The 16,958-nt window shown below is 60.5% G+C and carries 22 protein-coding genes; 13 read left to right on the top strand and 9 right to left on the bottom strand.

What is annotated here, in order from left to right; all coding sequences use genetic code 11:
• The first annotated feature begins 49 nt into the window (after positions 1–49).
• Positions 50–1,357 carry an ArdC family protein gene (locus J0X19_RS20960; RefSeq protein WP_206986376.1) on the top strand — a complete coding sequence of 436 codons (1,308 nt, stop codon included), beginning with the start codon at positions 50–52 and terminating at the stop codon, positions 1,355–1,357.
• A gap of 137 nt (positions 1,358–1,494) precedes the next feature.
• Complete coding sequence (locus J0X19_RS20955; RefSeq protein WP_206986375.1) at positions 1,495–1,755, top strand: hypothetical protein; 261 nt, start codon at positions 1,495–1,497, stop codon at positions 1,753–1,755.
• On the opposite strand, the gene J0X19_RS20950 is transcribed toward J0X19_RS20955, so the two are convergent.
• From J0X19_RS20950 to J0X19_RS20940, 3 genes are read right to left on the bottom strand one after another with little or no spacing between them, the layout of a single operon-like run.
• The gene (locus J0X19_RS20950; RefSeq protein WP_206986374.1) at positions 1,745–2,755 is read right to left on the bottom strand and encodes a hypothetical protein; all 1,011 of its coding nucleotides are present in this window, start codon (positions 2,753–2,755) and stop codon (positions 1,745–1,747) included. The genes J0X19_RS20955 and J0X19_RS20950 overlap by 11 nt on opposite strands.
• 30 nt (positions 2,756–2,785) lie before the next feature.
• Positions 2,786–3,265, bottom strand: a complete 480-nt coding sequence (locus J0X19_RS20945) for a hypothetical protein (protein WP_206986373.1) — start codon at positions 3,263–3,265, stop codon at positions 2,786–2,788.
• Positions 3,265–3,993, bottom strand: coding sequence for a ParA family protein (locus J0X19_RS20940; RefSeq protein ID WP_125440562.1), 729 nt, complete (start codon positions 3,991–3,993; stop codon positions 3,265–3,267). The genes J0X19_RS20945 and J0X19_RS20940 overlap by 1 nt, the downstream gene beginning before the upstream one ends.
• Before the next feature lie 715 nt (positions 3,994–4,708).
• On the opposite strand from J0X19_RS20940, the gene J0X19_RS20935 reads away from it, so the two are divergent.
• From J0X19_RS20935 to J0X19_RS20885, 11 genes are all read left to right on the top strand, one after another.
• Positions 4,709–5,185, top strand: coding sequence for a hypothetical protein (locus J0X19_RS20935; RefSeq protein ID WP_206986372.1), 477 nt, complete (start codon positions 4,709–4,711; stop codon positions 5,183–5,185).
• A 15-nt stretch (positions 5,186–5,200) separates the two neighbouring features.
• Complete coding sequence (locus J0X19_RS20930; protein ID WP_206986371.1) at positions 5,201–6,226, top strand: DUF5712 family protein; 1,026 nt, start codon at positions 5,201–5,203, stop codon at positions 6,224–6,226.
• 40 nt (positions 6,227–6,266) lie between these two features.
• A complete protein-coding gene (locus J0X19_RS20925) occupies positions 6,267–8,405 on the top strand; it encodes a type IV secretory system conjugative DNA transfer family protein (RefSeq protein WP_206986370.1) in 2,139 nt (712 codons plus the stop codon).
• Positions 8,406–8,481: 76 nt separating this feature from the next.
• A complete protein-coding gene (locus tag J0X19_RS20920; protein WP_073288696.1) occupies positions 8,482–8,739 on the top strand; it encodes a hypothetical protein in 258 nt (85 codons plus the stop codon).
• Positions 8,740–8,842: 103 nt separating this feature from the next.
• The gene (locus J0X19_RS20915) at positions 8,843–10,186 is read left to right on the top strand and encodes a Fic/DOC family protein (protein ID WP_219167848.1); all 1,344 of its coding nucleotides are present in this window, start codon (positions 8,843–8,845) and stop codon (positions 10,184–10,186) included.
• A 121-nt stretch (positions 10,187–10,307) separates the two neighbouring features.
• On the top strand, positions 10,308–10,505 hold the full coding sequence (locus J0X19_RS20910; protein WP_206986368.1) for a hypothetical protein: 198 nt from the start codon (positions 10,308–10,310) through the stop codon (positions 10,503–10,505).
• A gap of 66 nt (positions 10,506–10,571) precedes the next feature.
• Positions 10,572–11,150, top strand: coding sequence for a sigma-70 family RNA polymerase sigma factor (locus J0X19_RS20905; RefSeq protein WP_206986367.1), 579 nt, complete (start codon positions 10,572–10,574; stop codon positions 11,148–11,150).
• Positions 11,151–11,409: 259 nt separating this feature from the next.
• Entirely contained in the window at positions 11,410–11,781 is a 372-nt protein-coding gene (locus tag J0X19_RS20900; protein WP_206986366.1) for an ArsR/SmtB family transcription factor, read from the top strand.
• On the top strand, positions 11,778–12,407 hold the full coding sequence (gene merTP / locus J0X19_RS20895; protein WP_206986365.1) for a mercuric transport protein MerTP: 630 nt from the start codon (positions 11,778–11,780) through the stop codon (positions 12,405–12,407). Before J0X19_RS20900 ends, merTP begins: the two co-directional genes overlap by 4 nt.
• An 11-nt stretch (positions 12,408–12,418) precedes the next feature.
• On the top strand, positions 12,419–12,667 hold the full coding sequence (locus J0X19_RS20890; protein WP_206986364.1) for a GDCCVxC domain-containing (seleno)protein: 249 nt from the start codon (positions 12,419–12,421) through the stop codon (positions 12,665–12,667).
• Positions 12,668–12,707: 40 nt separating this feature from the next.
• Complete coding sequence (locus J0X19_RS20885; protein ID WP_206986363.1) at positions 12,708–12,920, top strand: hypothetical protein; 213 nt, start codon at positions 12,708–12,710, stop codon at positions 12,918–12,920.
• A gap of 81 nt (positions 12,921–13,001) precedes the next feature.
• Here J0X19_RS20885 and J0X19_RS20880 read toward each other — a convergent pair whose 3' ends face one another.
• From J0X19_RS20880 to J0X19_RS20855, 6 genes are all read right to left on the bottom strand, one after another.
• The gene (locus J0X19_RS20880; RefSeq protein ID WP_206986362.1) at positions 13,002–13,484 is read right to left on the bottom strand and encodes a DUF5990 family protein; all 483 of its coding nucleotides are present in this window, start codon (positions 13,482–13,484) and stop codon (positions 13,002–13,004) included.
• A gap of 122 nt (positions 13,485–13,606) precedes the next feature.
• Complete coding sequence (gene arsB, locus J0X19_RS20875; protein ID WP_206986361.1) at positions 13,607–14,716, bottom strand: ACR3 family arsenite efflux transporter; 1,110 nt, start codon at positions 14,714–14,716, stop codon at positions 13,607–13,609.
• A 12-nt stretch (positions 14,717–14,728) separates the two neighbouring features.
• Positions 14,729–15,223: a GNAT family N-acetyltransferase gene (locus J0X19_RS20870; protein ID WP_206986360.1), complete on the bottom strand. Its 495-nt coding sequence runs from the start codon at positions 15,221–15,223 to the stop codon at positions 14,729–14,731.
• Positions 15,224–15,235: 12 nt separating this feature from the next.
• A complete protein-coding gene (locus J0X19_RS20865; RefSeq protein ID WP_206986359.1) occupies positions 15,236–16,009 on the bottom strand; it encodes a metallophosphoesterase family protein in 774 nt (257 codons plus the stop codon).
• 78 nt (positions 16,010–16,087) lie between these two features.
• On the bottom strand, positions 16,088–16,546 hold the full coding sequence (locus J0X19_RS20860) for a DUF6428 family protein (protein WP_206986358.1): 459 nt from the start codon (positions 16,544–16,546) through the stop codon (positions 16,088–16,090).
• A 40-nt stretch (positions 16,547–16,586) separates the two neighbouring features.
• Positions 16,587–16,937 (bottom strand): ArsR/SmtB family transcription factor, encoded by a 351-nt coding sequence (locus J0X19_RS20855; RefSeq protein WP_206986357.1) that lies wholly within the window; start codon positions 16,935–16,937, stop codon positions 16,587–16,589.
• Positions 16,938–16,958: the final 21 nt, after the last annotated feature.

Raw genomic sequence — 16,958 nt, 5'->3', positions numbered from 1 at the left:
AAGGAAACGGTTTTAGAAACAGCCACTTAGCCTCTACTTAGCGATGAAAATGCAAACCAGCACCGCCGCCCAAACGACCACCCGCCCCGACGTGTACCAGATTGTTACCGACCGGGTGATTGCAGCCCTTGAAGCGGGCCAGATTGCCTGGCGCAAGCCCTGGCACGCCGCCTACGGTTTGCCCCGCAACTACGTCAGCGGGCGGGCCTATACCGGCATCAATGCCTTTTTGCTGCACCTGGTAGGCGGTACGCCGTTTTTTCTCACGTTTCGGCAGGCAAAGGAGTTGGGCGGCAACATCCGCAAAGGGGCCAAAGGCATGCCCGTGATTTACTACAACGTCACGACCCGTACGGACAAGCAAACCGGTGAAGAGGAGAAAACCCCCTTTATTAAGTACTACACCGTCTTTTCGGTGGATGACGTCGAAGGGGTGGACATTGTTCTGCCCGAGCAGCCCCAAGACCGGAACCACGAGCCCTTGGCAGCCGCCGAAGCCCTGGTATCGACTTGGGCTACCTGCCCCCGCATCGAGCACGGCGGCGCGCAGGCCTACTACGCCCCCGGCCCCGACTTTGTGAATGTTCCCCGCCCGGAAACCTTTATCAGCGGCGAGGCCTATTATTCGACCCTGTTCCACGAACTGACCCACGCCACCGGCCACGCCAGCCGCCTGGACCGGCCCGACCTGGCCGAGGCTCTGCGCCCGAGCGGCCGGGCCGGCTACGCCCGCGAGGAACTGACGGCCGAGATGGGTGCCGCTTTCCTGTGTGGCCATGCGGGGCTGGACCCTAGTGCGACGCTGGAAAATACCGCGGCCTACCTGCAGTTTTGGCTGGAGCAGCTGCGCGGCGATAAAAAGCTGGTGGTGCAGGCCGCGAGCCGTGCCCAGCGGGCCGCTGAGTTTATCCTAGGCACCGCGGGCGGCGATGATAACGAGCCCAGCGCCCCGGAGCCAACCCCGCCCAGCGCAAGCCCCGCGGCCTTGGAGGTAAACAACGAGCCCGAAGATGCCCCCGCTACTGCGCAGCCCGTTAATACCGGCGCCGTGCTGCCCCGTCCGTCCCTACCCTCCTTGCCCCTGGTTGCTTTGGGACAGGAAACGCTGCCCACGCTCACGACTGTCGTGGTATCCACGCAGCGCATCGAGCTTACGCGGCTCATGGAGCACCCCGCTTTCACCGACGAACAACGCCGCACCGCTACAGCCCGAATTCTGGCCGAGGCAGACCCCGCCCGGCTAGGCCGCTGGCTGACCAATATAATGCGACAGATAGCGGAATGGGAGGAACACACCTTGGCCGAGGAGGCACGGCAGAACCCGCACTTCGCGGCTTTGGAACAGGTGCCCGAATAGTCCATGGCCTTGTTGCCCCGCTCAGTACCGAGCAGGGCCGGGGGCGGTGGGGTACCCGCGCGCCACCATTCATTACTTTCTCATATAAAGGGAACACCATCATGCCTAATACCCCTTCCCTACCGCCCAATAGCCCTATGGAGCCATCCGCGCCAAGGCGATTCACTGACCTGCTTCGGAACGGCCGCTACCAGTTTACCGAGCGCGAATTGATGGAGCACCTTCGTATGACTTACCGAACCATTAAGCAGCGCGAGGCCGACCCGTCCACCCTTACCGTGGCTGAGATGCTGCGCGTAGCAGATTTATTGGACGAGCCTGTTGTAGATGTCTTTGCTGTGGTTTTGGCTGAAGTGCAGGCAGTTAAGGTCAGCGTAAGTCAGAGTCCTATTCAATAGCAACCTGGTGCTTATCCTTGTGCTGGTCTCGCATACACGTCAGGCATATGAAAGAGTCCTCTTCGTACACCTCGCCGGTATCTTCGTCGGTCTCTCCTGGTTCATCCAAATAGATTACGTTGCCTTTGCATGGTTCGCCTTCTGTTGGATTGCAGTCTTTTCTTTCGATATCAAAACTCTCCCGACACACCAAACACTCCAGACCAGTTGAATCAGGTGCATTTGGAGATAGGAATGCCCATTTTCCTGAAGGGTATTCTTCTACACTATCATCCCCTTTGACTAAAACGCCTCCTCCAGCAGTACAAGTTGGACAGTAGTATCTTCTGGCTTTTAGGTCGACCTTGAAGTGGTTATTAAGCTCGCCTTTTCCGAGTATGCCTTCTAAGTAGACTAAGTGGATATATTGTTGAATTTCTTCAAACTCAAGTTCTTCATCACCTACTTCATGACCGGGATGATTATAGAACTTATCAAGCACAGACTCCCAAAAGCTGTCGGGGCCCAGTAGAAAGGTGAAGGTCCATAAAATCAGCTTTAGCACATCTTCCGGGGAGATTTCTTCTCCGCCAATGCTGTGGACGATTTTGTTTCTTTTGACCCTGACGTCTTCGAAATGGGTTATGAAATCCTCACTTATTGAATTGGCCGGAATACAGGCATAGAAGGTTCTAAGCAAGTCGTTTCCTCCGATTGTATAGAGGTCTGTGAAGCTTTCATCTCCGCTGTTAGGCAGCGTTTTCCACTCACCCCTCCTCTGGTCTATCAGAAGTAGTGGTGACTTTTTAGCTACTTCTGACTTAAGGAGCAATTCTATCCCCTGGTGTATTAGGACAATTGAAGTTCTTAGAACGATTTCATTATACTTCCAGATTTGTCCTCTTTCTACACCATGGCGCATCTCACCGTTATCGACGGAAAAGATGCTTTTGTATGCTTGCACTAAGCATTCAATGCCCACATTTTTGTAGTCATCGGGGTTGGGAATTGCTGTTAGCATAGCAAATGGAATTGCTTAATATGGATTCCCCTATTTACCCTTGGCCGGAGGTCCGTGCTGCAAGTAATAGTTTACCGCTTCATCCACCAGTTCTTTTAGATAGACGCGGCGGCTGTGTAGCATCAATTCCTCGTGGATGTAGGCCAAGGCGGCTCGTTGCGTCTCCCCTTCCAGGCGAATCAGCGACGGCTGCAGCCCGGATGGAGCCGCTTCGGTAGCAGGTGATTCTACTTTTGGCGGTCTACCCCTACCCCGCTTTACTGCCTGCGTTGCTGGAGCAGTTGGCTTAGGAGTTGCTACCGCAGCAACCGGCGCTTGAGCCGCGGCCTCTACCACCGGCGGCGCTACTGGGGCTGGTTCAGGTGATGGTACAGGCGTGGGCTCAGGAGCTGGTGCAGTTCCCGTGGCGGGCTCGGCTGCTACGGGCGCGGCCGGCATGTGCCCGGGCTGCCCGCGCAGCATGGACATTTTCTCGTCAGTCGAGATTTTCAGGCGTTGAATTTTGGCCATTACGATACGAGTTCAGCGGTGAGCCCAGCGCGGGCAATCAGTTCATCACAAAGGGCCCTTACCTCGGCTTCCACCGAAGCATCCGCCCCCACCGCCCGGCGGTAGGCCGGATTGAGGTAGCTGTAGCGGGTGGACAGACGCTTGTAGCAGCCCAGCTGGCGCAGGGAGGCCTGCAGGCGCGGCAGCCCCAGAGCATCGGTGAATTCGTCCATGTCCTTTTCCTCCTTCAGATTGGTACGGTGCGAATGCACGCCGAAGAACTGGAAGTCCAGCCCCTGCTCCCGCGAGAGCCGGGAAATCTCCTGCAGCAGCTGCATAAAGGAAATCGTAGCCAGCCGTTCGGCATCTGATGCCCCTACCGGCACGAGCACCACGTTGGCGCCGCTGAGCACGTCAATCATGGCCGTGTCGTCCGAGCGGCCCGGCACGTCGATGAACACCACGTCGTAGTCATCGCTGATTTCGTCGAGCCGGTCATACACCTGGCCCATGCCGACCGATTCCAGGGCATAGGGAAAGGCCGGCTCGGCCAACGTACCGGCTTCACGCTCCAACTCAACGCTCGGCTGGTCGTTGGTGAGGCGCACACCCGCCAGCGTCTGCTGCGAGTCCGCGTCGACCACCAGCACGCGGTAGCCGTAGTCGGCGGCCAGCGCACCCGCTAGCACAGTGATAAGAGTACTCTTACCAATGCCACCCTTTTGGTTGGCAACGCAAATGATTTTCATAGGGCAGGGGAACTAATGGGAAAGCCACAGGAGAAGCAGCTTGCAAAATAAGCAACTTGTTTCTCGATTTTCAAAGTTACTTGTAAACTTATTTTTTTATTTCCTGGAAAATAAAGCAAGTATATTACTAGGAAATTGCAGTTGTTGTTTCCTGTTTTTCTTGTTTCTTAGAAAATAAGTATAAAATGTGCTTAGTAAAGTTAGAAACAAATTGCTCGGTAAACATTCTGCAAAAGTTCTCAAGAAACTTATTTCCTAAAATCCTAAGAAACAAAGCGGATTACGAGGCGTAAAGCAGCCAGGATACAGGGTTCCGCTTTTTGAGGATACTTGTTTCCTAAGAAATAAAAAATCTTTCCTGATGCTCTCTAGGTATTCCCTTCCCTGCTGACACTCCCCTAAGTAGAATGCAGTAGGCGTTCAAGCCTTGGTGCCATGAGGCGGTGACAAAGGGGGGCACTGTAGGTAGACCGTTCGTGGCGGGATGCTGCTGGGCCAGGGGCCTTAGGGTAGTTAGCCAGGGGGCCTTAGGGTAGTTAGCCAGGGGGCCTTAGGGTAGTTAGCCAGGGGGCCTTAGGGTAGTTAGCAAGAAGACCACCATTTAACATCGCTAACGCGCTGACTAAATGGTGGTTAAGCATCAACAGAGTTGATATTTGTTAACCTGGTAAGCTAAAGCGCTGACTGTCAATAGTTGAACATTAAAATCAGTGGTATGCAGGACCAGCCACAGAATACATCACCCCAGCCCAGCAACAGCTCCGCCGTGAAGCACCTTACGGTGAGTGGGCCGACACACCGCATGGTAGGCGCGGAGTCCGCGCGGTTAGGTGTAACCCGCACCGAGTACGCGGATGCGGCCATTCGCTACTTCGCGGAACGCGGCTTAAACCCGGTGGAGTCACAGGCTCGGGAAGGGCAGCTCATCATGGCCGAGGTGAAGCGGCTTGGCGACCGGGTTTTTTCTTACCTGCAGGAGCAGGAGCGGGGGCTACTGCTGGAAATGCTGCGCTTTCAGCTGCGGCAGCAGGCAGTGCAGGAGCAAACGCTGCGCGTCGTAGAGAATTTATTGGCCCCGGAAGGCGGGGAGTCTCTGCACAAAATACAGCAGAAAAACCAAGCACGCATTGCTGAAGCCGTAGCTGCTGGGGTAGCTGCTTTGGACATTAAAGCGCTTAAGAAAACGCGCTAATTCAGAGTTTTTGCCATGCATGCCAAGCTTATTAATCCAAAAACGAACGGTGAAAAGGCCTACAATAACCAGGGGAGTGCAGCCCAGGTATTGAATTACCTGACTCACGAGGCCAAGCAGAAGGGTGAACATGCGCGCTTCTTTGATGGCGAGCAAGACCTGCTGGACCGAGAAGCAGTGCTGGCTTCCCTGGATGGCAACGTGAAAGGACTGCGGGCAGGAGAAGCCAAGTTTTACTCCTTGGTGCTTTCCCCGAGCCCGGAAGAATTGGCCCACATCGGCGGGGGTGACGAAGCGAAGCTGCGCGCCTATACCCGGGATGTAATGACAGCGTATGCTGCTGGTTTTCGGCTGAAGGGCGGCGGGGCCGTGGGGAAAGATGACCTGGTGTGGGGAGCCATCATTCACCACGAGCGCACCCACCGCGGCACTGACGCGGCCGTGCGAGCAGGGGAAGCCCGGCCGGGGCAGGCGCGGCCCGGTCTGCAAGCCCACATCCACGTGGTTGTTTCGGCCCGCGATAGAGCGCAGCGCGTCACCCTGAACCCCGGCGGGCGGGTTAGCCGGTTCAGCCTGCGTGACTGGCAGGAAGAGGCACGGGTGCTATTCGAGCGCCAGTTCCAGTACCAAGGCCCGGCTCCCAGCCGAAGGCCAGCCCCGGCCATCCCGGAACCCAACCCCCAACGAAATGCCCGGATTGCCGAGCGCGTTGAGCAGCTAAACCGGCAGGCGGACCCAAGCCAGCGGCTGGATGTGGCACGGGTGCAGCGCATCGCGCAGGGGCGGGGCTACGACCGCATTTTCTATGACCGGCTCCGCCGGCTGGAGGGACGCGCGCGGCAGGGGCAGCCGTTGGACAATGCCTATCACCTGCTGGCCACCGGACGCGAGGAGCCCGCCCGTGACCAAACCGGCCACCAGGTGCGCCAAGCCCTGCACAGCTTTCAGCAGGCCCTGCGCGCCACCAGCGGCCCCGACCGCGTGGCCACCCAGGACATCGGCGAGCAGCGCGGGCGCCGCCAATGGGAACCCGAGCTGTAACCCCGATTAGCGAACCATTTCATTCCATTATCTCATGAGCATGATGAGCGCCCCCCGGCAGCCGGCTACCCACCGCCTGACCGGCCTGTATCTGGCCTTCGGCCTACTGTTGGTATTGCTGGCCGCCGGCGAGTACTACCTGCTGTCCCATCCAGCATTCAGGGCCGAAGCAGTAGCACCGGGCCTGCCGGGCGCTGGCCTGGGCGCTTCCATTACGAGCCGCCTGCTGGCAGGGATGGTAAGCTTTTACCAACGCATTGGCCTGGTCGTACGCGCGACGGTGCTGGTAGCGGGAGGGATGCTAGCGCTGCTGCTCAAAGCGCCGCCCGCCCGGCCCGGCCAGCGCCGCTGGCAGCCCACGCAGCTGCAGCTTCGGCGCATCCAGTTGGGAGCCGCCGGCGTGGGCCTGGTGGGCGGAGCGTTGTTGCTGGCGCTGGCGTCGTTTTCGGCTGGCGCGATTGCCTGGCTATACCCCGTAGCCGCTCTGCTCGTGCTGGGCGCGGGCCTAGTGGCAGGTATCGCACGGGCCCTGCACAAAACCGAGCGGTTTGGGCTGCGCACCGAGCGCCGGCAGCAGGTCTCGGAGCACGGCTTTAGCCTGGCCACCACGGACGGCGGCTGGATAAATATCCCCAACCCCTTTCGCGGTACGCTAGTGCTCGGCGGGGCCGGGGCCGGCAAATCCTACTCGATTGGGGAGCCCCTGATTGAGCAGTTCACTGAGAAAGGCTTTGCCGGGCTCATCTACGACTTTAAGTTTCCGGTGCTGGCCGAGGCCGCGCAGAAAGCGTTTGTGCTGGCCGATGCCAAAGCTGCGGCAGTAGGGGAGGGGCGCCCGGCGGTGCAGCTGCACATCATCAACTTCAAGGACCTGGAGCGTAGCGAGCGGGTCAATCCGCTGCGGGCCGACAAGATGCCGGTGGTCGCCTACGCCAACGAGTACGCCCGCGCCATCATGGCCAACCTGAACCCGGAGAGTATCAAAAAGATGGACTTCTTCGACACCAGCGCCAACGCATTTCTGACGGCCATCATCTGGTTTTACAAGAAGAACTTCCCCGCCTTCTGCACGCTGCCCCACGTGGTGAACACGGCCCTGCACCCGGACTTTACCCACGTGCTGAGCATGCTCGACACCGACCCCGAGTGCGGCGACATGGTGCGCTCCATCACCACGGCCGTGAAGCAGCGAGCCGAAAAGCAGGTGGCCGGCGTCATTGCTTCGCTGCAGATTGTGCTTACGCGCATCAACTCCCCGGAAATTGCCTGGGTGCTCACCCCCGACGAGGCAAGAGGGGAGGGGTTCAGCCTGGAGCTGAATGACCCACAGGCGCCCAAGGTGCTGGTGGTGGGCAACGACCCTACGCTGAAAGAAACTTTCTCGCCGGTCATCAGCTGCATCGTGGCCGTGGCGCTGAAGCTCATGAATCAGCAGCACAAGCACCCGAGCTACGTGTTCCTCGACGAGGCGGCGACCATCTACGTGCCCAACCTGGAGGTGATACCAGCCACGGCTCGCAGTAACAAGGTGGCCATGATTTACATGACCCAGGATTTGAGCCAGATGATTGACGCCTACGGCCGCGACAAGATGCAGGTGATGGTGAGCAACCTCAACAACCAATTTTTCGGCAAGGTCAACTCGCTGGAAACGGCCAAGTTTGTTTCGGAGTTGGTGGGCAAGGAAGACCGGGAAATGGTGTCGGCCAGCCTGGGCCGCAGCCAGAGCGGCGGCAACCGGGGCGCCGGCAGCAACGCCAGCCAGAGCGTGAGCTGGCAGGAGCGCAACCTGGTGCGCCTGCAGGATACCATCACGCTCGAAACCGGCGAGTTCATCGGGCAGACTGTGGAAACCGAACAGCCCTTTTTCCAGGGCAAGGTGGAGCGCCAGGCGGCGCCCGGCTCGTACCCGCTGCACCCGCTGGCCACCTTCGAGGGCGGCCCGTCGCCGGTGCTGGCCGAGGCCCCGGCAGGGGAGGGGCCGCCGCAGGATTGGCTAAGTCAGCGGCGCGCAGCTCGCCAAGCTGGTAGCAGCCCGATGACAGGCCCGGTTAATGCGCTACAAGCCGTAATACAAGCCAATTTTGAGCTCATTCGGGAAGACGTGGCCGGCATCGTGGGGCAATATGCCAACACGCTCAAACCGGGTCAGATGCCCGACAATGAGCCCATGCTTTAAGAGCTGCCCCGGGCACCATAATGCCGGGTTTTTTGTTTAATTTGTACTCTCATTCGCCGTTTACGTACTGTCTTTTATGAACACGCAAGCTTCTCACACCCCGCAGTTTGGTCCCCGCGAACAAACCCGCGAGCAGCGGCAGTTTATCGTAAACCAGTCGCTGGGCATCACCCGCAGCCAGGGCGCCTACCAGGAGCCCGAATGGCTGGCCGAGCTGCACGCGCAGTACGTGGCCGGCCAGATTGACTTGGCCACCATGGGCGCCCGCCACGACGAGCACCTGCGCCAGGTGCAGGCGCACAACTTCGAGCACGCCTTGGCGCACGTGGCCTAATCCAGCTTCTTTTCAGGTATTTAGTTGCATTAGCCCGGCCTGAGGTCGGGCTAATTTTTTGGTCCGATTCCAGCGAGATGCGTGGCGCTCGTATTTACCCTTGATGGATAATTTTACCGACCCCCACACCGGCGTCTTCTACAACAAGCTTGGCATCACCGATGCGCAGGAGCTGGAGCAGGCCACCAAGGATGCGTCGCTGCGTCGGCTGCAGGAGCTGGCCGCCGGGTATGGCCCCCAGGGCGACACCTTTGATGCCCAGCGGCTGCGGGCCGTGCATCACCACCTGTTTCAGGATACGTTCGAGTGGGCTGGCCAAACTCGCCGGGAAGCCGGGTTTCAGGGCGTCAAGGCCGCCGACCTGCCCGGCATGGAGCGCCCCATGCACTTTGCGCCCTTCGAGCGCATCGACGAGCGGCTGAATGCGGTGGGCGAGCAGCTTAAGCAGGAAAACAACCTCAAGGGTTTGCCCACGCCCGAGGCCTTCGCCGAGCGGGCCGCCTATTACTTCGACCACTACAACCACGTGCACGCCTTCCGCGAGGGCAACGGCCGCACCCTGCAGGCTACCTTTGCCGAAATAGCCTATCAAGCCGGTTATCAGGTCGACTTCAACCAGGAGCACGAAAAGCTCAACCCCGCCCGGGACCAAGGCATCGTGGGCCTGCACGGGGCCGGGCACAAAGACCGGGACTTGCAGGCGCTGCGCGAGTTGTTTGCCCGCAACACCACGCCGCTGCCCGGACCCGATGCCGAAGCAGCCCGCCACCCCGGCCAGGCCCGCCCGCTGACGGATGGGCCCACACCCGCCGTGCGGCATATAGAGCAGCTGCGCGAGTTAGTCGCCGCGGCCCCGGCCATGCAGCAGTTAGTAGCAGGCGTCGACTACCGCCGCAACCAGCGCGCCGACGCCCTGATGACCCAGGTGCTCGATATTGACCGTGACCCGCAGGGCGGCCTGGCGCAGTACGGCGCCGCGCTGCAGCAGCTGGTGCAGGAAGTAAAACAGGACAAACGCTTTCAAGACCCGGACTCGCAGCGGGAGGCGGCACGTTTTGGGGCTGCGCTAACGGCCATGCAGCCACCGGTACCAGCAAAGGTTGTAGCGGCCGTGACAGCGCAGCATCCCACCAGCCCACAGCCCGCGGGCACGGCTGCGTTTGTGCAAGCCGCCAAACAGGTAGTCGAGGGGCTGGAAGAGCAGGGCTACCCGGGGCCGGCCGACTCCTTGTTGCGGGCCGCTAAGGCCGTGGAGAAATCTGCTTATCTGGGTGGCGCTAACCTCCAGGCGGTAGCCGAGGCCCTGATACGGGCCGAGAAGATACCGGCGCTGGCTGAAGATGCTGCCAACTTGCGAAGTGCCGGCCGCAGCTTGCAGGAAGCCCAGCGTACGTTGGGGCCAGCCACCGAACCAGCCAGCCGGGCTGCGGAAGGCCCCGAGCGGTAAGGGATAAGCATGGCCGGTCAATGGGTTGATGTCAAGCAATCTGCCTAGTCGACAATTATATTTAGCTACAGGCACTGTGCGGTATACAGAAGTCGCAACGCTAGTAAGTACCTTGCCTGTTATGAGGGATGATGAGCTACTGTTTTTGCAGGAGCAGCTCGAAGCTACCGAGTTGCTGGCCTGTGCCACGTGCCGGCAGGAAACGCTGCACGCCCACGTGGAGGTGCTGGAGCGGTACGCGCAGGCTACCGAACTCTTGATGGAATGCACCGCCTGTGGCACACGTCGCCTGTGGCTACAGCAGGACATCCCGAATTAGCACCTAGAGGCACCCTATTATGCGTCTTTTTGGTGTTGCGTCGTCTATTGGGAGAGAACCACTGCCATGTCCATGAACCCCGCCGCCGCCACCACCGAAACCATCTGGGCCGACTTCCACCGCGAGCTGCTGGCTTTTATCCGGCGCCGCGTTACGGACCCCGACGCGGCCCAGGACTTGCTACAGGACGTCTTTGTCAAGATTCATCTCAAGCTACCTACGCTCACCTACGCCGACAAGCTCACCAGCTGGGTATACCAGATTACCCGCAACCGCATTCTGGACTACCAGAAAGCCCAGCGGGGCCTGGTTGAGCTGGATGGGGATATTCCCGACGTAGCCGACCCCGCTGAGCTGAACCCGGGTTTTGCGCCCTGCATCACGCCGTTTGTCGACAAGCTGCCCGCCGCGTCGCGGGAGGCTTTACTACGCACTGAGCTTGGGGCGCTGTCGCAGAAGGACTACGCAGCCGAGCTAGGCATCTCCTATTCCGGGGCCAAGTCGCGGGTGCAGCGGGCCAAGCAGCAGCTGCACCAGCTGTTCACGGCCTGCTGCCGGATGAAAGTCGATAGCTACGGCAACATTCTGGAAGCGCAGCCGCGCCACCAGTGCGGCTGCACGGCAGCCAGAAGCTGTGCCACTTAGCTGCGTCTTTTTTCAGTGCCGTCGTCTATCAAGTGTACCAAGGCGGTGCGGCTTACCTCACTTTACACCCTCGTTCGCCATGAACCACGAACCCACCGATTGCTGCGACGGCACCTGCTGCGACGGCAATACTTCGGGCTGCTGCTAAGCTAGCCGAAGTGCCACAAAAAAAGAGCAGGCGAGGGCCTGCTCTTTTTTTCGTTTCTTATTTAAGCGTTTGCTTAAATAAGAAAACAGTACCTTTACGAAAACGAGTAGTATGGCCACCTCCTGTATTCGCGTCTTTGCCGACGCTGCGCACATTGAACACAGCAAGCAGCGCCTGGCCGCGGCCGCGCCGGGCCTCGAAGCCGTGGCGGCGGTACTGGCCCTGGCCGGCAACGACGTGCGCCTGAAAATGCTGTATCTGCTGCTCGACCAGCAGCAGCTGTGCGTGTGTGACCTGGCCGATGTGCTGCAGATGAACGTGTCGGCCATCTCGCAGCACCTGCGCAAGCTCAAGGACGGCGGCGTGGTGCAGGCGCGCAAAGTGGGCCAGACCGTGTTTTACACCCTGACTCCCGCCCTGCGCCCCGTGATAGAGCCGTTGCTGGGGTCCGTTTCCATCTCCCTCACGCCTGCTGCCGTATGAACCAACCTGCTTCCACACCCACCAAGACTCTGGCCGGTACGGGCCTGCTGGCTGCGCTGGCCGCTTCACTGTGCTGCATTACCCCCCTGCTGGCCATTGTCGGGGGGCTGGGCGGCGTAGCCTCCACATTCGCCTGGTTGGAACCCTTGCGTCCCTATCTGGTAGCCCTGACCGTGGGCGTCCTGGGCTTCGCCTGGTACCAGCAACTGCGACCCGCGCCAACGGCAGCCGATGACTGCGGCTGCCCCGTGCCGGCCAAGCCCTCGCTGATGCAGTCGCGGGGCTTTCTGGCCACGGTCACCGTGCTGGCCGCGCTGCTGCTGGCCTTTCCCTACTACGGAGCGCAATTCTACCCGACAGCAGTTCCCAAGCCAGGTGTGGCTACCAGCGCCGCCCCGGTGCTGCAAACCAGTTCCTACCGCATCGGCGGCATGACCTGTGAGGCCTGCGCCCGCCACGTGGAGCACGACGTGCAGCAGCTGCCGGGCGTGCAGCGCGTGCAGGTCTCCTACGAGCAGGGCACGGCTCAGGTCCGCTTCAATGCCGCCGTCACGCCTGTGGCCCAGGTAGAGGCCGCCATCAACGGCACTGGCTATTCGGTGCTGAACCCTTCCGCTACCCGTTAATTGTCCCTGCTATGATTCCGATAACGCCTCCCAGCCCCCAGTCCGCCGTTACGCTGACGTCCGTGCTTACCTGTCCGGTGTGCCAGCACGCGCAGGCCGAGCAGATGCCGACCGATGCCTGCCAGTGGTTTTACGAATGCACCAGCTGCCACACCGTGCTCAAGCCCCTGGCCGGCGACTGCTGCGTGTACTGCTCGTACGGCACCGTGCCCTGCCCGCCCATCCAGGAACAGGGCAAAGGCGCCTGCGGTTGCTGCTAGTTAGTCTCTTGTTGCACTTCACTTTTTACCTCCCCAACTCATGAAAAACCTCCTGCTTGCCCTGACCCTGCTGGCCACCATCGGTAGTGCTACCGCCAACGACGGCAAACCCGGCAAAAAGTCCAAGAAAGCGGCCAAGGAAGCCACCATGCAATGCGCAAAAGACGAGAAGCCTGGCGCCAGCTGCTGCGCCAAGAAGCCGACCAGCGCGGCCGTGGTGACGCCGGCAGCTACCGAAATCGTGAAGAAGTAAGCCCGCGTTGGGTGGCTAACAAGCTGCTAATCAAAAGAGAAAAAGCGCCGGACTCTCGTAGTCCGGCGCTTTTTTCTTGAATCAGTTGCCTCTCAGGTCTGAATCCGCCAAAGCTGCGGGTACCGGCCAGGCTGGAGCCAGCGTCCACCCCGCACCCAGCAGCTTCACACTGGCGCACGCCGGTCCGCCGTCCCCGGCCCTGCCCTGGATGCGGGCCTGTAGCGTCAGGTCCGGCTGAGCCAGAGCCTGTTCTACCAGCTCCCGGGTCAGCGCCGGCAGGGGCACTTTGGCCCGGCGGGACCAGCCGGAATCGGCCTGACCGGCGTAGGTGCCGGCGTTTACGTAGAGAAAGCGCCCCTGCACCGGGCCGTGGACACTGGGCCCACCCAACCGGGGCGCCTCCTCACCCTTGGGATAAGATACCGCGGCTAGCACCTCAAAAAGCAACATTCCCTCGGCGAGGGCGACCGGCGGAACCAGCTCGTGGGCACCGCGTTGCAGCATCAGCGTAACGCCGGCAGGGGCATCAAAGACATGCAGTTGCAGACGCAGCAGCTGTTTCATACCGGAAAAATAGGAGGTCGGCGTAATCTTACGGCTGACGTCTTCGGGGCGGGCGGGTGTTGGGCGAGAAACGGCCGGCGGGCACAGGTAGCTGTTCGCGCACTGCGCGGAAGCACGTGACGTTATTTGGCCGCCAGGGCGTTTGTGGTGCCGCTGTACCAGCGGCGCCGGAACCAGAAGGCCAGGTTGACCAGCGCAATCAGCGCCGGCACCTCAATCAGCGGCCCAATCACGCCCGCAAACGCTTGCCCCGAGTTGAGCCCGAATACCCCGATGGCCACCGCAATGGCCAGCTCGAAGTTGTTGCCCGTCGCCGTAAACGCAATGCTGGCATTCTCCGCATAATCCGCCCCCAGGTACTTGCCCGCCGCAAAGCTGAGCACGAACATGATGCCGAAGTACAGGGCCAGCGGCAGGGCGATGCGCAGCACGTCCAGCGGTACTTGCACGATGGTTTCGCCCTTCAAGCTGAACATGACCACGATGGTAAGCAGCAGCGCCACCAACGTAATGGGACTGATGGCAGGGATATAAACCTGCTCGTACCAGTCGTTGCCTTTGAGCCGGCGCAAGATGGTACGCGAGAGAAACCCCGCCGCAAACGGGATACCGAGGTACACGAGCACGCTCTGTGCAATGTCCCAGATACCGATGTTTACCGCGTACCCTTTCAGCCCGAAGTAGGGCGGCAGCACCGTGATGAACAGCCAAGCCAGCACCGAGTAGAAAAGCACCTGAAAAATGGAATTCAGCGCCACCAGCCCCGCCGCGTATTCGCGCGAGCCGTCGGCTAGGTCGTTCCACACCAGCACCATGGCAATGCAGCGCGCTATGCCAATCAAAATCAGGCCCATCATGTACTCGGGCTTGTCGGGCAGCAGCCAGATGGCCAAGAAGAACATGAGCAGCGGCCCAAGAATCCAGTTCAGAAACAAGGACAGCCCGATGATGCGCGTGTTCTTAAACACGGTCGGCAGCTGCTCGTACTTCACCTTCGCCAACGGCGGGTACATCATCAGGATGAGGCCAATGGCCAGCGGCACGTTCACCGTGCCCACCGAGAAGTAGTTAATAGCCCCATTGATGCCGGGCACGAAGAAACCCAGGCCCACGCCCAGCGCCATGGCCAGGAATATCCACAGGGTCAGGCCGCGGTCCAGGCCGGAGAGTTTCTTTTCCGCCAGCGCGGCCGGATCCGGCGCGGCGGGTACCACTTGATTCAACGTCGACATAAAAAAGTAAGGTTAAGCGGCGCCGACGGTCGGGCTGCGCCGTTCCATCTGCACCGTGTTGCGCCACATGCCGTGGTGTTGGCCGATTCGCTCGCGGTGCCCGATGACGCGGAACCCGGCTTGCGTGTGCAGGCCGATGCTGGCCGTGTTTTCTTCAAACGTGCCGGCCTGCAGCGTCCAGATGCCGTGGACTTCCGAATCCGCAATCAGGGCCTGCAGCAGCTGTCGGCCCACGCCCTGGCCCCGCACTTCCGCCGCGATGTAAATGCTGATTTCGGCCACGCCACCGTACACGCAGCGGCTCGATACCGGCGACAAGGCGGCCCAGCCCAGCACCGTGCCGGCCTCGTCCACGGCCACCAGCCTGCTATGGTTCAGGTGGGCCTTATCCCAGGTTTCCCAAGCGGGCGCCTGCGTTTCAAACGTGGCATTGCCCGTGGCAATACCTGCTTCGTAAATGGCCTTAACTGCCGGCCAATGGGCTTTCAGAAGTGGTTGAATGGTCATGGCTATCTCCCATTAATATGCCTTGCGCAGCATGTCCGCGTATTCGTTGGGCAGCGGCGAGGTCTCTACCGCCTGCGCGGCTTTCTCCACGTCGTAGGCCACCCGCACCAGCTCCGAGCGCACACTGGCCGGGTCATTCAGCTTCGTGTTCTCGTCGAGGTGCACCAGCTGATAGGCCGCCCGCGGGTCCCCATCTTTTGGCTTGCCCACCGAGCCAATGTTGAGCGCGTGCCGGTAGCGGGTTTCGCCCTCGTGCTCGTAGGCAAATGTGCGGTGATACGGCTTGTGGGTGTGGCCAAACAGCAAAATATCGGCTTGCGCTTCCTGCAGGATGCGCAAAAAGCTGGCCTCCGGCCGGTCCTCGAACAGGTACTCGTTGATTTTGCGGGGCGAGCCGTGCACCATCAGCAAGCTCAGCGTGCAGGGTTCTTCCTGAAAGTCCAGGCGCATATGCTTGGGCAGGTAACGCAAGTAGCGCCGCTCCTCATCGCCCACCACCTGGTTGGTGAAGGCGATACTTTGCGCGCCCAGGTCTTTTTCCGTGTCGGTTTTGTAAGCGCAGCCGCAATTCTCGCTGGCCAGCCCAATGCCTTGGTCGTAGTTGCCGGCCAGCGTCGGGATTCCCCGCCGCCGCACCTCGTTGACGACTTCGTTGGGCCAGGGCGCGTAGCCCACCAAATCACCCAGGCAGAAAATCATGTCGGGCCGGCGCTGCTCCATATCGGCCAGCACCGCTTCCAGCGCCGGCAGGTTGCCGTGCACGTCGGAGAAAAAGGCAATCGTCATCGGAAAGTGAAGGTCAGGAAGTGAAAGGTGAAACCAGCAAAACGGCGCCACCCGGGAGGGTAGCGCCGTGCTGGGTGCTTAGCAGCACCCGCCGCCGGGAGCGCAGCCCGCTATCTGCAGCTGGGGCAGGGCAAAGGCGGCGTCCGGAATGCCGCAGGCATCCTGGGCCAGGCAGGCGGTCTGCTTTTGGGTCAGCACGAAGTCGTTGCCGTCGCGCGTCAGCCCGAACTTGCCGATGGTGGCCTGCTGGTACTCCACTTCAATCTCCAGGTCTTCGCTGCCCAGAATGCGCTGCGACAGGTCCAGGATGTGCAAGAATTTCTGCGGAGCCAGGCGGTGGTCGTAGTCGCCGGCTTCCCAAAGCTGGAAGTTGGCCACGGTTTCCCGGCGCTCGACGCCGCCGCAGTCGATGAAGTGTTTGCTCACCAGGCCCACTTCGGTCACGTGGAAGTGCGCGGGCAGGTACTCGCCGGTGGGCAGGCGGAAATTGACTGCTTCTACTTCGGCCAGGGCCTGCTTGATTTCAGAGATTTTCATGGCTTGCTTGGGTAAATGAGGTGATAACTGTTTGGTGGGCTTAGCAGGCGCAAGCATCGTCCGGGCCGCAGGCCGACCCGGCGGTTGCTTCCAGAAAGAAGGCCGTGAATTGCTGGTGCACCCGGTGGAGTAGCTCGGTGTTGAGGCAGTAGCAGACCGTGAGCCCGTCAATCTCGCCCCGAATCAAATCCAGCGCCTTGAGTTCCTGCAGGTGCTGCGAGACGGTGGTGCGCGAAAGCGGCAGCTCGGCGGCGATGTCGCCGGAGATGCAGGTCTGCTTGGATGCTAGAAACTGGATGATGGCCACCCGAGCCGGGTGCGCCAGGGCTTTGGCCACGCGGGCCAGCTGCTGTTGCTCCTGGGTGAATGCGGCGGTTTTGGCGTAGGTCATCGGAAAGGCAATGAAGTATGT

The sequence above is a fragment of the Hymenobacter telluris genome, from assembly GCF_017313265.1.
Taxonomy (GTDB): Bacteria; Bacteroidota; Bacteroidia; order Cytophagales; family Hymenobacteraceae; genus Hymenobacter; species Hymenobacter telluris.
This window is presented reverse-complemented; position numbering and strand designations above follow the sequence as displayed.